The 13,457-nt window shown below is 66.3% G+C and carries 14 protein-coding genes; 10 read left to right on the forward strand and 4 right to left on the reverse strand.

Annotation, left to right across the window (positions count from 1 at the left end; all coding sequences use genetic code 11):
• Positions 1-19: 19 nt before the first annotated feature.
• The 4 genes from ybeY to era all read left to right on the forward strand — a co-directional run bounded on the left by ybeY (position 20) and on the right by era (position 3,161).
• Positions 20-556: an rRNA maturation RNase YbeY gene (gene ybeY, locus G6N08_RS13535; RefSeq protein ID WP_163758063.1), complete on the forward strand. Its 537-nt coding sequence runs from the start codon at positions 20-22 to the stop codon at positions 554-556.
• A gap of 29 nt (positions 557-585) precedes the next feature.
• Positions 586-1,860, forward strand: a complete 1,275-nt coding sequence (locus G6N08_RS13540) for a hemolysin family protein (RefSeq protein WP_163760594.1) — start codon at positions 586-588, stop codon at positions 1,858-1,860.
• Complete coding sequence (locus tag G6N08_RS13545; RefSeq protein WP_163758065.1) at positions 1,853-2,173, forward strand: cytidine deaminase-like protein; 321 nt, start codon at positions 1,853-1,855, stop codon at positions 2,171-2,173. Before G6N08_RS13540 ends, G6N08_RS13545 begins: the two co-directional genes overlap by 8 nt.
• A gap of 76 nt (positions 2,174-2,249) precedes the next feature.
• Complete coding sequence (gene era, locus G6N08_RS13550; RefSeq protein WP_163758067.1) at positions 2,250-3,161, forward strand: GTPase Era; 912 nt, start codon at positions 2,250-2,252, stop codon at positions 3,159-3,161.
• A gap of 6 nt (positions 3,162-3,167) precedes the next feature.
• Here era and G6N08_RS13555 read toward each other — a convergent pair whose 3' ends face one another.
• On the reverse strand, positions 3,168-4,643 hold the full coding sequence (locus G6N08_RS13555; protein WP_163758069.1) for an amidase: 1,476 nt from the start codon (positions 4,641-4,643) through the stop codon (positions 3,168-3,170).
• 61 nt (positions 4,644-4,704) lie between these two features.
• Between G6N08_RS13555 and recO the strand changes: the two genes are divergently transcribed.
• From recO to G6N08_RS13570, 3 genes are read left to right on the forward strand one after another with little or no spacing between them, the layout of a single operon-like run.
• The gene (recO, locus tag G6N08_RS13560; protein ID WP_163758071.1) at positions 4,705-5,529 is read left to right on the forward strand and encodes a DNA repair protein RecO; all 825 of its coding nucleotides are present in this window, start codon (positions 4,705-4,707) and stop codon (positions 5,527-5,529) included.
• Positions 5,501-6,406 (forward strand): decaprenyl diphosphate synthase, encoded by a 906-nt coding sequence (locus G6N08_RS13565; protein WP_163760596.1) that lies wholly within the window; start codon positions 5,501-5,503, stop codon positions 6,404-6,406. The genes recO and G6N08_RS13565 overlap by 29 nt, the downstream gene beginning before the upstream one ends.
• Positions 6,406-6,822: a hypothetical protein gene (locus G6N08_RS13570; RefSeq protein WP_163758073.1), complete on the forward strand. Its 417-nt coding sequence runs from the start codon at positions 6,406-6,408 to the stop codon at positions 6,820-6,822. Before G6N08_RS13565 ends, G6N08_RS13570 begins: the two co-directional genes overlap by 1 nt.
• A gap of 48 nt (positions 6,823-6,870) precedes the next feature.
• Here the strand turns inward: G6N08_RS13570 and G6N08_RS13575 are convergent, their stop codons facing one another.
• Both G6N08_RS13575 and G6N08_RS13580 read right to left on the reverse strand, forming a co-directional pair.
• The gene (locus G6N08_RS13575) at positions 6,871-7,260 is read right to left on the reverse strand and encodes a Fur family transcriptional regulator (protein ID WP_163758074.1); all 390 of its coding nucleotides are present in this window, start codon (positions 7,258-7,260) and stop codon (positions 6,871-6,873) included.
• Positions 7,257-7,649: an ArsR/SmtB family transcription factor gene (locus G6N08_RS13580; protein WP_371869024.1), complete on the reverse strand. Its 393-nt coding sequence runs from the start codon at positions 7,647-7,649 to the stop codon at positions 7,257-7,259. The genes G6N08_RS13575 and G6N08_RS13580 overlap by 4 nt, the downstream gene beginning before the upstream one ends.
• Before the next feature lie 181 nt (positions 7,650-7,830).
• Here G6N08_RS13580 and G6N08_RS13585 point away from each other — a divergent pair, with 181 nt between their 5' ends.
• Positions 7,831-9,222: a glycine--tRNA ligase gene (locus G6N08_RS13585; RefSeq protein ID WP_163758077.1), complete on the forward strand. Its 1,392-nt coding sequence runs from the start codon at positions 7,831-7,833 to the stop codon at positions 9,220-9,222.
• A 36-nt stretch (positions 9,223-9,258) separates the two neighbouring features.
• Here the strand turns inward: G6N08_RS13585 and G6N08_RS13590 are convergent, their stop codons facing one another.
• Positions 9,259-11,241 carry a TPM domain-containing protein gene (locus G6N08_RS13590; protein ID WP_163758079.1) on the reverse strand — a complete coding sequence of 661 codons (1,983 nt, stop codon included), beginning with the start codon at positions 11,239-11,241 and terminating at the stop codon, positions 9,259-9,261.
• Positions 11,242-11,380: 139 nt separating this feature from the next.
• Between G6N08_RS13590 and G6N08_RS13595 the strand changes: the two genes are divergently transcribed.
• Together G6N08_RS13595 and G6N08_RS13600 are read left to right on the forward strand one after the other, a co-directional pair.
• Positions 11,381-12,631 carry a deoxyguanosinetriphosphate triphosphohydrolase gene (locus G6N08_RS13595; protein ID WP_246216755.1) on the forward strand — a complete coding sequence of 417 codons (1,251 nt, stop codon included), beginning with the start codon at positions 11,381-11,383 and terminating at the stop codon, positions 12,629-12,631.
• Positions 12,632-12,816: 185 nt separating this feature from the next.
• Complete coding sequence (locus tag G6N08_RS13600; RefSeq protein WP_163758083.1) at positions 12,817-13,398, forward strand: superoxide dismutase family protein; 582 nt, start codon at positions 12,817-12,819, stop codon at positions 13,396-13,398.
• Positions 13,399-13,457: the final 59 nt, after the last annotated feature.

Consider the following 13,457-nt stretch of genomic DNA (forward strand, 5'->3'; position numbering starts at 1 on the left):
GTGAAAGGCGGACCCGTCGGTGAGCATCGAGGTGTCCAACGAATCCGGCCTCGACGTTTCCGAAACGGAGCTGATCAGCGTCGCGCGGTTCGTGCTGACCAAGATGGGCGTCAACCCGGCCGCCGAGCTTTCTTTGCTGCTGCTGGACCCCGCAGCCATGGCTGATCTGCATATGCGTTGGATGGATCTGCCCGGGCCGACCGATGTGATGAGTTTCCCGATGGACGAGCTCGAACCCGGCGGCCGACCCGATGCCCCAGAGCCCGGCCCATCCATGCTGGGTGATGTCGTCCTGTGCCCGGAATTCGCCGCCGAGCAAGCTGCGGCGGCCGGCCACAGCCTCGGCCAAGAGTTGGCGCTGCTCACTATCCACGGTGTGTTGCATCTGCTCGGGTATGACCACGCCGAGCCGGACGAGGAAAAGGAGATGTTCGCCCTACAGCATCGTTTGCTCGAGGAGTGGGTCGCCGCTCAGGTCGAGGCCTACGAGCAGGATCGGCAGACTGAGAAGGATCGCCGGTTGCTGGACAAGTCAAGGTATTTCGACGAGCCGTGAACGAGTTGGGTGTCCTGCTCGGTGCGATCATGCTGATATGCCTCGGCGGGTTGTTCGCCGCTATCGACGCCGCCATCAGCACGCTATCGGTAGCCCGGGTTGAGGAGCTGGTACGCGAAGAGCGCCCTGGCGCCGTGTGGCTGACGAAGGTGATGGCCGACCGGCCTCGTTACATCAACTTGGTGGTGCTGCTGCGAATCACCTGCGAAATCACCGCGACCGCGCTGCTGGTGATTTTCCTGCGCCATAACGTCAGCATGGATTGGGGATTGGTCGACGCTGCGGCGATCATGGTGGTGACCAGCTTCGTTGTCATCGGTGTTGGTCCCCGCACCCTGGGGCGCCAGCACGCATATTCGATCGCGTTAGCGGCAGCTCTTCCGCTGCAGGTGATTTCATGGCTGCTGATGCCGATCAGCCGGCTGCTGGTGATAGTGGGCAACGCGCTCACCCCGGGCCGCGGATTTCGCAACGGGCCCTTCGCCTCTGAGATTGAGCTGCGCGAAGTCGTCGACCTGGCGCAACAGCGCGGCGTGGTCGCAGCCGACGAACGGCGGATGATCCAGTCGGTCTTCGAGCTCGGCGACACGCCGGCGCGCGAAGTGATGGTGCCGCGGACCGAGATGATTTGGATCGAAAGGGACAAAACGGCACGACAGGCGATCTCTTTGGCGGTCCGCAGCGGGCATTCCCGCATTCCGGTGATTGGGGAGAACATCGATGACATTGTGGGAGTGGTATATCTGAAAGACCTGGTGCAGCAGACGTACTACTCGACCAGCGGTGGCCGCGACATCACCGTGGCCCAGATGATGCGGCCCGCGGTGTTCGTGCCGGACTCCAAGCCGCTGGATGCGCTGCTGCGCGACATGCAGCGTGACCGCAACCATATGGCGCTGTTGGTCGACGAGTACGGCGCGATCGCCGGGCTGGTGACGATCGAGGACGTCCTCGAGGAGATCGTCGGCGAGATCGCCGACGAATACGATGGAGCCGAGACCGCGCCGATAGAAGACTTAGGCGACAACCGTTATCGGGTGTCGGCGCGGCTGCCGATCGAAGATCTTGGGCAGCTGTACGGGCTGGCTTTCGACGGTGATCTCGAGGTCGATACCGTGGGTGGACTGCTGGCGGTGGAACTGGGCCGGGTTCCGCTGCCCGGCGCCGAAGTGATATCGCATGGATTGCGGATGCACGCCGAGGGCGGGCCGGATCACCGTGGACGGATCCGTGTTGGGACCGTCTTGTTGAGCCCCGTTCACCCCGACGGCCCGCACGGCCAGGAGCCCCGTCACGATGGCTGACTTGGCTGGCGAAGACGCCAAATTGGTGACGCTGGCACGAGCGGCAATGGCGCGCACCGACGCCGCAAGCGCGGCGGCGGTGCGCGACGTTGACGGGCGCACGTATACCGGTGTGCCGGTGCAGCTTTCGGCACTAACGCTGACCGGGCTGCAGGCGGCGGTGGCTGCCGCGGTGTCGAGCGGTGCAACCGGATTGGAGGCCGCCGTGCTGGTCGGCGGCTCCGCCGACGATGTCGGTATCGCCGCGGTGCGGGAGCTGACGCCGACCGCGGCGGTGATCGTCACCGACCGCGACGGTGTGGTGTCCGAGTGACCGCACCGAACGTGCATCCACGGCGGAAAACCACACGGCAAACCGCCCTGTGCGCACGTTCGGTGAACCGACGAGCGTGAGCGAGTTCCGGTCTGGGTTTGTCTGTTTGGTCGGCCGACCGAACACCGGCAAGTCCACGCTGACAAATGCCCTGGTGGGTTCCAAAGTAGCGATCACCTCAACCCGCCCGCAGACCACCAGGCACACCATTCGCGGAATCGTGCACGCGGAGAACTTCCAGCTCATCGTGGTCGACACCCCGGGGCTGCACCGGCCGCGCACATTGCTGGGAAAGCGCCTCAACAACCTGGTGCGCGACACCTACGCTCAGGTCGACGTGATCGGATTGTGCATTCCCGCGGACGAGGCTATCGGGCCGGGGGACCGCTGGATCGTCGAGCAGATCCGATCTGTGGCACCGCAGACGACCCTGGTGCTGGTCGTCACCAAGATCGACAAGGTGTCCAAGGAGCAGGTGGCCGCCCAGCTGGTCGCGGTCAGTGAACTCGTCGAAGCCCGGGGCGGTCGGGAGGCGGAGGTCGTGCCGGTGTCGGCGCTCACCGGGGAGCGAATCGACGTGCTGATCGACGTGCTGGCCGCCGCGCTGCCCCCTGGCCCGGTGTACTACCCCGAAGGGGAGCTGACGGACGAGCCCGAAGAGGTCTTGATGGCCGAGTTCATCCGCGAGGCCGCCCTGGAGGGATTAGGCGACGAGCTCCCGCATTCCCTGGCGGTGGTGATCGACGAGATCAGTCCCCGCGAGGGACGTGACGACCTGGTCGATGTGCGTGCACTGCTCTACGTCGAGCGGCCCAGCCAGAAAGGGATCGTCATCGGCCGAGGCGGCGCCCGGCTGCGGGAGGTGGGCAGCACCGCGCGGCGTCAGATCGAAAGGCTGTTGGGCACCAGGGTTTACCTGGACCTGCACGTCAAAGTGGCCAAGAACTGGCAGCGCGACCCTAAGCAGCTTGGCCGGCTGGGGTTTTGACGGCTGTCAGCGTACCGTTTGCGGTCCGCTGGAAACCGGGGGCGTACCCGTCCCGGTATTCCACCACATGCCAGGCTGTTTGCTGGCCCAGCCGCAAATGGCCTCGAGTTCAGCGGCCAGCGACACCAGCAGACCCTCGCTGTTGGCCGGACCCATCAGCTGCACGCCGATCGGCAGGCCCTGCGCGGTGAACCCCGCGGGAACGTTGATCGACGGCCATCCCAGCAGGTTCCACGGCCAGGTGACCGGGCATGCCCTGATCATCATGCGGTCGGTCTCCAGCCCGCTCAGCTTGTCAAATGTGTGCACCAACGGTGGCGGCTGCGCGGTCGTCGGGGCCAACACCACGTCGACGACACGAAAGATCGAGCTCACCCTGCGTTGGTTTGCGGCTTCGTGGGCACGCGCGTTGCGCAGCGCTGACTGGGATAACAACCGGCCTATCCGCATATTGGCCACCGTCCGCGGATCCAGGGTGACGCTGTCGCCGAGGCGTTCGGCCCAGTCCAGCAGACCCGACGTGGAGCGGGCCAGAAAGTCCCACGATAGCCGCAGACCGTAGTCCGGGTTACCGGGGATCACCGTGTGGCCCAGCAGCTCGAGCTGGTGAGCCATAGTGTGCAGCGCGGCCCGGATCTCCGGGTGCAGCGTGGGGCGGAACCCGGTGAACGGGAACTGGGTGGACAGCGCGATCCGCAGCGGACCGGGTGCGCTGCCCACATAGTCGGACACCGTCACCGGTGGCGGTTTGTGCAGATCACCGTCGACGTTGCCGGACGCGGCGTCGAGCACCAACGCCGCGTCGGCCACCGTACGGGCCAGCACACCGTTGACCGTGATGCCGTTGAATGACTCCGGTAACGGCCAGGTGGAGATGCGGCCGCGTTGCGGCTTGATTCCCACCAAATGTGTCCATGCCGCAGGGATGCGGATACTGCCAGCCCCGTCGGAGCCGATCGCGGCGGTGACTAGTCCGGCTGCTACGGCAGCGGCGCTGCCTCCCGAGGATCCGCCCGGGGTGTGCTGCGGTGACCAGGGATTGCGGGTGTAGCCGAACCCGGGTCCGCTGGTGAACGGCCACTGGCCGAGTTCGCAAGTGTTGGTTTTGCCGACGATGACCGCGCCCGCTGCCTTGAGCCGACGAACCACCTCGGAGTCTGCGGCGGCGGGGGCGACATAGCCATTGGTGCCGAAAGCCGTTGGCACTCCCGCGATATCGACATCGTCTTTGACTGCGATCGGGATGCCCAGCAGCGGTGCGGTATCACCGGCGGCCCGGCGCCGGTCGGCTTCGGCGGCGTCGGCCAGCGCCGACTCGGTGAGCACCACGCGGAACGCGTTGAGCGTGGGTTGACTGGCGTCGATGGCGTTCAGCGAACGGCGCACCAGCTCCTCGGAAGTGACCTCGCCGTTGGCCAGTTGGTAGAGCTGGTCGATGATGGTGGGAAAACGCGGATCGGCGGATGCGTAATCGTGCGTCATCGATATCGAGAGTATCGGCGCGCATCCCGATACTGCCGCAGCACAATGCCACACTGATGTGATGCGGTTGTACCGGGACCGGGCGGTGGTGCTTCGCCAGCACAAACTCGGCGAAGCCGACCGGATCGTCACCCTGCTCACCCGTGATCACGGGCTGGTCCGCGCCGTGGCCAAGGGGGTACGTCGTACCCGCAGTAAGTTCGGCGCGCGACTGGAACCGTTCGCGCATATCGACGTGCAGCTGTACCCGGGGCGCAACCTCGACATCGTCACCCAGGTCGTCTCGATCGACGCGTTCGCCACCGACATCGTCAGCGACTACGGCCGCTACACCTGCGCGTGCGCAATGCTCGAGACCGCTGAACACCTCGCCGGCGAAGAGCGTGCGCCGGTGCCGGCGTTGCACCGCCTCACGGTGGGCGCACTGCGGGCGGTGGCCGACGGACGACGGCCCCGCGAGCTGGTGCTGGACGCTTACCTGTTGCGCGCCATGGGTATCGCGGGATGGGCACCGGCGCTGACTGAATGTGCCCGCTGCGCCCTGCCCGGTCCGCATCGCGCGTTTCACATCGCCGCCGGCGGCAGTGTCTGCGCGCACTGCCGCCCCGCCGGTGCCACCACACCACCACCGGGTGTGCTGGAGTTGATGGCCGCGCTGCGCGACGGCGACTGGGAGACTGCGCAGGCCGCACCGGCGTCCCACCGGAGCCACGTCAGCGGGCTGGTGGCTGCCCACCTGCAATGGCATCTGGAACGGCAACTGCGGACATTGCCACTGGTGGAGCGGACCTGTCGGGTTGATCACAACGCCGCGGACGATCGGATTCCGCTGGTCGGGCAGGATGTTGCCCATGGCGATGAGTCCCGGCTCAGGGCGCGGGGCTGAGCGTGACCGGAAGGCACGTGATTATCCGCAGCTGGATCCGGCGCCCGAGGATTACCCCACCTTCCCCGATAATTCGACGTGGCCAGTCGTCTTCCCGGAGCTGCCACCGGCCCCGGATGGTGGCCCGCGCCGGCCCCCGCAGCACATCTCGAAGGCCGCCGCTCCGCGGATCCGGGCCGATCAGCTGCCCGGCCACGTCGCGATCGTGATGGACGGCAATGGCCGCTGGGCCACCCAGCGCGGACTGCCCCGCACCGAGGGCCACAAGATGGGCGAGGCGGTGGTGATCGACATTGCCTGCGGCGCAATCGAACTGGGAATCAAATGGCTCAGCTTGTATGCGTTCTCCACCGAGAACTGGAAGCGTTCCGCCGAGGAGGTGCGCTTTTTGATGGGCTTCAACCGCGATGTGGTACGCCGGCGCCGGGAGAACCTCAACGCGATGGGTGTCCGGATCCGGTGGGTGGGTGCGCGGCCCCGGTTGTGGCGCAGCGTCATCAAGGAGCTTGAAATCGCCGAGAAGATGACCGCGCACAACGACGTCATCACGGTCAACTACTGCGTCAACTACGGCGGAAGAACCGAAATCACAGAAGCCACACGGGCTATCGCGCGTGAAGCCGCCGGCGGCAAGCTGAATCCCGACCGGATCACGGAGGCCACGATCGCCCGCCACCTCTACCGGCCCGACACCCCCGACGTCGACTTGTTACTGCGGACCTCGGGCGAAAAGCGGTCCAGCAACTTCATGCTGTGGCAGGCGGCGTATGCCGAGTACATCTTTTCCGACAAGTTGTGGCCCGACTATGACCGTCGCGATCTGTGGGCTGCCTGCGAGGAGTACGCCTCCCGTCATCGGCGGTTCGGGCGCGCGTGATGCCGTCCCTGCAAGAGCGGTTGGTGACGGTGCTCGGCGAGGTGTTGGCCGTCGAGGAGGAACCCGACGGCGCGCTGACTGTCCGGCACAACCACACACTGGCGTCGCTGCGGGTGGTCACCATCACCGAGGGCCTCGAGCTGGTGTCGCTCACCCAGGTTGTGGCGTGGGATGTACCGCTGACCAGGCGGATTCGTGATCGGGTGACCGCGCAGGCCAACACTACCCAGCTCGGCACCGTGGCGCTGGTGGAGCGGGACAGCGAGGCAACTGCGAAGCGCGCCAGCGCCAAAATCGCCGACGTGATGCTGCGCTACAACTTTCCCGGCGCCGGGTTGAGCGACGACGCGCTGCGCACACTTGTCTTGCTGGTGCTTGACCGAGGTGCCGAAATCCGCCGGGCACTGACCGGGTAGTGCTGTCGGGTGGACCGATGAATACCACGCTGCCGGGACACCCTGTTCTCAGCGGCACGCCGAGCAGGTGCCGAAGATCTCGATGGTGTGGCTGACATCGGAAAATCCGTGTTTGGCCGCCACCTCGGCGGCCCATGCCTCCACTTCGCGGTCACCCACCTCCACCGTTGACCCACAGTCACGGCATACCAGATGGTGGTGATGCTGCTCCGAGCAGCGGCGGTACACCGACTCGCCGGTGTCGGTGCGCAACGTGTCGACCAGCCCCGCCGCCGACATCGACTGCAGTGTCCGATACACCGTGGTCAGGCCGATGTTTTCACCTCTCCGGCGCAGCTCCTCATGCAATTCCTGGGCGGACCGGAAATCGTCGAGGGTCTCCAGCAGCGTTGAGATCGCCGCCCGTTGCCGGGTGGAGCGGACGCCGGGACCGCTCATAGCTGATCCTCGCCGGCGTGCGCGACCGCATCGACGACGATATGCGCGAGGTGATGATCGGCCAGGCGGTAGAGCACCTCCCGGCCGGACCGTTCTCCGGTGACCACGCCGGCCGCCTTGAGAATTTTCAGATGCTGGCTCACCAGCGGCTGCGGCACTCCCAGCGCGTCGACCAGCTCATGGACGCAGCGCTGGGATTCGCGCAACTGCAGCACAATCGCGATCCGCACCGGCGCGGCCAGAGCGCGCAAAAGCTCACCAGCGGACTCGAGAATCTCCCGGGGTGGCGGTAGCGGAAGATCAGGTGACGAGGATCTCCCGTCCTCATGGCTGCCGGCCACATGAGCGTCGAGTTCACCGTGGGCGGCGGTGGACATTGGCGGGGACATGAATCTCACCCGGTCTTACCGGAAAGCTGCTGGTCGAGGTTGTTCATCGTTTCCACTGTCACATGCATAGTCACGCATGTCAAAGGTGACGCTGCGGTCGCTACCATGGCTCATGCTCGTCAGCGCAGCCGCTCACCGCTGCCTACGATGCTGTTCAAGATCGATCCCTTGCGGCTAAGGAGTGCACCACCTCGTGGCGTCTGTCATCGATACCGTCGTGAACCTGGCCAAACGGCGCGGATTTGTCTACCCGTCCGGCGAAATCTATGGCGGCGTCAAATCAGCATGGGATTACGGGCCGTTGGGGGTGGAATTCAAGGAAAATATCAAGCGGCAGTGGTGGCGCACGGTGGTCACGAGCCGCGACGACGTCGTCGGGATCGATTCATCGATCATCCTGCCCCGCGAGGTCTGGGTAGCCTCGGGCCATGTGGATGTGTTCCACGATCCGCTGGTCGAGTCGCTGATCACCCACAAACGCTACCGCGCCGACCATCTCATCGAGGAGTACGAAGCCAAGCACGGACATCCTCCGCCCAACGGCCTGGCCGACATTCGCGACCCGGACACCGGCGAACCCGGCCGGTGGACCGAACCGCGCGAATTCAACATGATGCTCAAGACCTACCTCGGGCCGATCGAAAGCGAAGAGGGGCTGCACTACCTGCGGCCGGAAACCGCGCAGGGTATCTTCATCAACTTCGCCAACGTGGTGACGACCGCGCGCAAAAGGCCACCTTTCGGTATCGCTCAGGTGGGTAAGAGTTTCCGTAATGAGATCACCCCGGGCAACTTCATCTTCCGCACCCGCGAATTCGAGCAGATGGAGATGGAGTTTTTCGTCGAGCCGTCGACAGCGCCGGAGTGGTTCGATTATTGGGTCCAAAACCGGCGCCAGTGGTATGTCGACCTCGGGATCAAACCCGACAACCTGAGGTTGTGGGAACACCCCAAAGAGAAGCTGTCGCACTATTCGGCGCGCACCATCGACATCGAGTACAAGTTCGGTTTCGCCGGTAATCCGTGGGGCGAACTGGAAGGTGTGGCCAACCGTACCGACTTCGATTTATCCACCCACTCAAAGCATTCCGGTGTGGACCTGTCCTTCTACGACCAGGCCACCGACACCCGGTACGTGCCGTACGTGATCGAACCGGCGGCGGGCCTGACCCGCTCGTTCATGGCGTTTCTGATCGACGCGTATGCCGAGGACGAGGCCCCCAACGCGAAAGGTGGAATGGATAAGCGCAGCGTGCTGCGGCTGGATCCACGCCTCGCTCCGGTCAAGGCCGCGGTGTTGCCGTTGTCCCGTCACCCCGAGCTGAGCCCCAAGGCCCGCGATTTGGCCGCCGAGCTCCGCCACTGCTGGAATGTCGAATTCGACGACGCCGGCGCCATCGGACGGCGTTATCGGCGCCAGGATGAGGTGGGCACCCCGTTTTGCGTGACGGTGGATTTCGAGTCACTCGAAGACCACGCGGTCACCGTCCGCGAGCGCGACAGCATGGCCCAGGACCGCGTCGCGATCGACCATGTCGCCGACTACCTGGCGAAGCGGCTAAGGGGCTGCTGAATTCGGTGAACACGTCCGGTGCGATCGGGCCGGACCTCAGAACCGCCCGCCGCCTCCCAGCAAACCGCCGCCGTCGTCGCCCGAGGACCCGCCATAGGAGGTGGGGCTCCAGCCGCCGCCAAATCCGCCGCGCAGTTCCGCGCCGAGGATGTCACCGATGATGATCCCGCCGATCATCGCGCCCGCGTCGCTGCTGCCGTAGCGCGCGGTATAGGCGCGCTCGGTGGACTGGACGTCGGCGTTGGCCAACGACTGCGCTTGCGCGGCCAACGCGGATGCGCTGGTGGCATGAGTGATCGCCTCGGCGGGGTTACTCGCTTTTTTGTCGTGCGCCGCCTGCAATTGTTGGTTTGCTTCGGCGAGCCGGGTGCGCGCCTCGGGTCCGATGCTGCCGCGGCGGGTGTCGATGTAGTCGGAAACCGCGCGCACCCGTGACTGCGCGGTGAACAGCGCTTGGTCCAGCGCCCGGTTGAGCCGATCGATGGCAGCCCGTTCTTCCGCGACGGTCGCCAGCAGACGCTCCAGATCCGCGCTGGCCCGGGTTAATCGGGTAAACGCCCCCAGGGGATCGGTGGAGCCGCTTGCCCGGGCGGTGTCGAGAGCCTCCAGTGCGGCGTCGCGCGCGGCGGCAAGTTCGCCCGCGTGCGGCACGCCGACGGATTGGGCTTGCCGTAGCTGGGCGGTGGCCTGCTCTATGGCGGTCTGGATGTCGGCGATGGTCGAGGGCAACGTGGCGGAGGCGTGATGGATATCGGTGGATGCGTGGTCGACGGCGTCGAGCAGGGCGCGGGCTTGCCCCAACGCCGACTCGGCAGCGCGAAAAGCGTCCACCAGTCCGGCCTGCTGCCCACTGACCGGGTGCGCGGCCAGCTCGCGTGCCCGGCCGATGTTCTGCTCGGCGAAGGCCAGCCGCGTTTTGGCGGTCGCGACATTGTCGGCGACCGAGGTCAGTGCGGCTGCGTCGAACTCCTGATGCAACTCAGCGAGGCGTTGTTCGGCCGGGCCGATGCGGGCCGTCAGCTCAACAAACTGCCGGGTCAACCCGTCAAGCCGCGACGGCGCGTGGATGACCAGATCCCGCAGCCGCTCGAACGCCCGGCGCTGAGACTCCAGTTCCCGATCGGCGCGGGCCGCCGAGACGACCACACGTGTCAGCAATTCGCGTCGCTGTGCGGGAGTCTCGGGTATCGCGTCATCGAGTTGCTGCCGGATGGTGAACGCCTGCGCCAGTGCTGATTTGGCGTTGTTCACCGCGCGGGTGAACGGCTCGGTTCGCTGCTCGCCGAACTCCTCGACCGCCAGCGCCAGCTCGTTGGCGCTGGTGCGCAACGCATTGTCGACGTCGACCACCATCTGCCGCGACAGGTCGTCCAGCGTCTCCAGCGGCACACCGGCAAGGGCGTCCGGGTCGGTCGGGTCGACCCGGCGCGCCGCGGCTAGCTCGGCGGCGCGCCGCTGCCGGCGCCGATAGCGCATGATCAGCAACAAAGCCAGCAACCCGGCGGCGACGACGCCCAGCGTAATCAGCAGGGGTGCCCACCCGGGCGATCCGGGTGGACTGTCGAGCCCGTTCGCCGCGGCCACCGCCGCTCCGCTCCAATCCCCGCGCCGCAGCGCGGGCTCGATCTGGTTGCGCCGGAGATCGTCGACTTGACGCGAGCTGATATTCGGTACCGTCGCCGGCACCAGGAAGGCATACGCACGGTCGACGGTGGCCACAGCGAGAAGGGCGTCGAAATCACCCAGATCGCTGTCGCGCCGAGTGCTTTGGGCCCAGCTCACAGCACTGTCTTCTGAAAAGGTGTCGACATAGACCACCCACAGGCGGATGTGGCGGTCGGCGTAGAGTCGCTGCACCGCCGACTCCACTGCGATGCGACCTGAGCTGGTCAACGCGTCCGCGTCGTCGGTGATGTAGCCGGGCAGCCGAAACGGGGGCCGCGCGGCGGTGGGCGATGCCAGCAGCAGGCCGAGCATCACCAGCCCCAGGACCGCGGCGAGCATGCGGGTGATGCGCATAGTGGCCAATCTATTGCGTCGATACCTGGAGGCGCTTCCGCGCGACCGACCCCGGGGGGCGACGACGCGGCCCACAGCCGGTCAACCAATCCGCCGCGTTGGCGGGAATCTCTGGGCCGCCCTGGCACACTGGTCCTCAGTGAGCAACCAGCAGGATCCCTATCAGGATGTCGACCGTCAGCGGCGGGTGCGCGAAGCCCCCAAGACTGCGGGTCTTCCGGGCACCGACGGCCAGCACCGCTCCGATTTTGCCCGCGACCGCGCCCGGGTGCTGCACAGCGCCGCGCTGCGCCGACTAGCCGACAAGACACAGGTCGTCGGCCCCCGCGAAAGCGACACCCCACGCACCCGGCTCACCCATTCACTGGAAGTGGCGCAGATCGGGCGTGGAATGGCGGTCGGACTGGGTTGTGACCCCGACCTGGTTGACCTGGCCGGTCTGGCCCATGACATTGGGCATCCACCGTACGGGCACAACGGGGAACAGGCGCTTAACGAGGTTGCCTCCGGCTGCGGCGGCTTCGAGAGCAATGCGCAGAACTTTCGGATCCTTACCAACTTGGAGCCTAAAGTCGTTGACCCGCAGGGCCGCAGCATGGGATTGAATCTGACTCGCGCAGCTTTAGACGCGGTCACCAAATACCCGTGGACACGCTCGCAGGGAGGAGACAAGTTCGGTTTCTACGACGAGGATGCTGACGCCGCCGCCTGGGTCCGCCAGGGAGCGCCACCGGATCGGGCCTGCCTGGAGGCGCAGGTGATGGATTGGGCCGATGATGTCGCCTACTCGGTGCACGACGTCGAGGACGGTGTCATCTCGGGTCGCATCGACCTGCGCGTGCTCGCTGACGACAACGAGGCCGCCGCCTTGGCCAAGCTGGGTGAATCCGAATTCTCGCGGGTCGATGCCGACGACCTGAGGGCGGCCGCGCAGCGGCTTTCACAGCTGCCGGTGGTCGCCGCCGTCGGTAAGTACGACGCCACATTCTCGGCGTCGGTCGCGCTCAAGCGGTTGACCAGTGAACTGGTGGGCCGGTTCGCCTCGGCGGCGATAGCGGCCACCCGCGCGGCCGCGGGTTCGGGGCCACTGTCGCGCTATCGGGCCGACCTGCAGGTCCCTGACCTGGTCCGTGCCGAGGTCGCGGTGCTGAAAATCCTGGCGCTGCAGTACATCATGTCCGACCCACAACATCTTGAGCGTCAGCGCGCGCAGCGCGAACGGGTCCACCAGGTGGCCGCCTGGCTGCTTGCGGGCGCGCCGCAAACTCTCGACCCAGTTTTTGTGCCGGCGTTCAACACCGCCGCCGACGACGGTGCCCGGCTGCGTGTCATCGTCGACCAGATCGCCTCCTACACCGAAGGGCGGCTGGAACGGATCGTGGCCGGTTAGACCGGTTCGACCACGGGGGGTAACCCGCCGCAGCGCGGCGCGCATCGTCGCCAGGCGGGGTCTTGTGGCCCGGCTCCTCCTCGCGCCGCAGCGCGGCGCGCATCGTCGCCAGGCGGGGTCTTGTGGCCCGGCTCCTCCTCGCGCCGCAGCGCGGCGCGCATCGTCGCCAGGCTAGGCTCCCGATTATGGGCAAACCCGCTTTTACGGGCATCGTGCTGTCGCTGCTGCCGCTTTTTGTAGCTGCGTGCATGTCCGAACATCGCATCAGCACCACGCCGGCCCAGAATGTTTCGCCGGCATCGCCGGCCCATCCGGCGCCTGGAGCCGAGACACTCACGGCCCAGCTCAAAACCGTTGACGGCCAGCCGGTGGCCACTGCCACCTTCGAGTTCGCCAACGGCTATGCCACCATCACCGTCAAGACGGTCGCCACCGGCATGCTGAGGCCGGGATTCCATGACATGCACATCCACTCGGTGGGCAAGTGCGAACCCCACTCGACGGCCCCGACTGGTGGAGCGCCTGGTGCCTTCCTCTCCGCCGGCCCGCACTACCAGGCGCCCGGGCACACCGGCATGCCCCCCAGCGGCGACCTGCCTTCGCTGGAGGTGCGGCGCGACGGGGCTGCGCTGCTGGTCACCACCAGCGATGCCTTCACCAGAGCTGACCTGCTGGCAGGGAGCAAGACCGCTCTTGTGCTCCACGGCGCCGAATACACCCCCGATGCAGAAGAGCGGGTGGCCTGTGGCGTCATTGGCCCCGGCTAACCCGCACGGGAATCGGTGGTGACGGCGGGCATCAGCACCGGGCAGAAGGCTCTACACTG

The organism is Mycobacterium botniense (assembly GCF_010723305.1).
Lineage (GTDB): Bacteria > Actinomycetota > Actinomycetes > Mycobacteriales > Mycobacteriaceae > Mycobacterium > Mycobacterium botniense.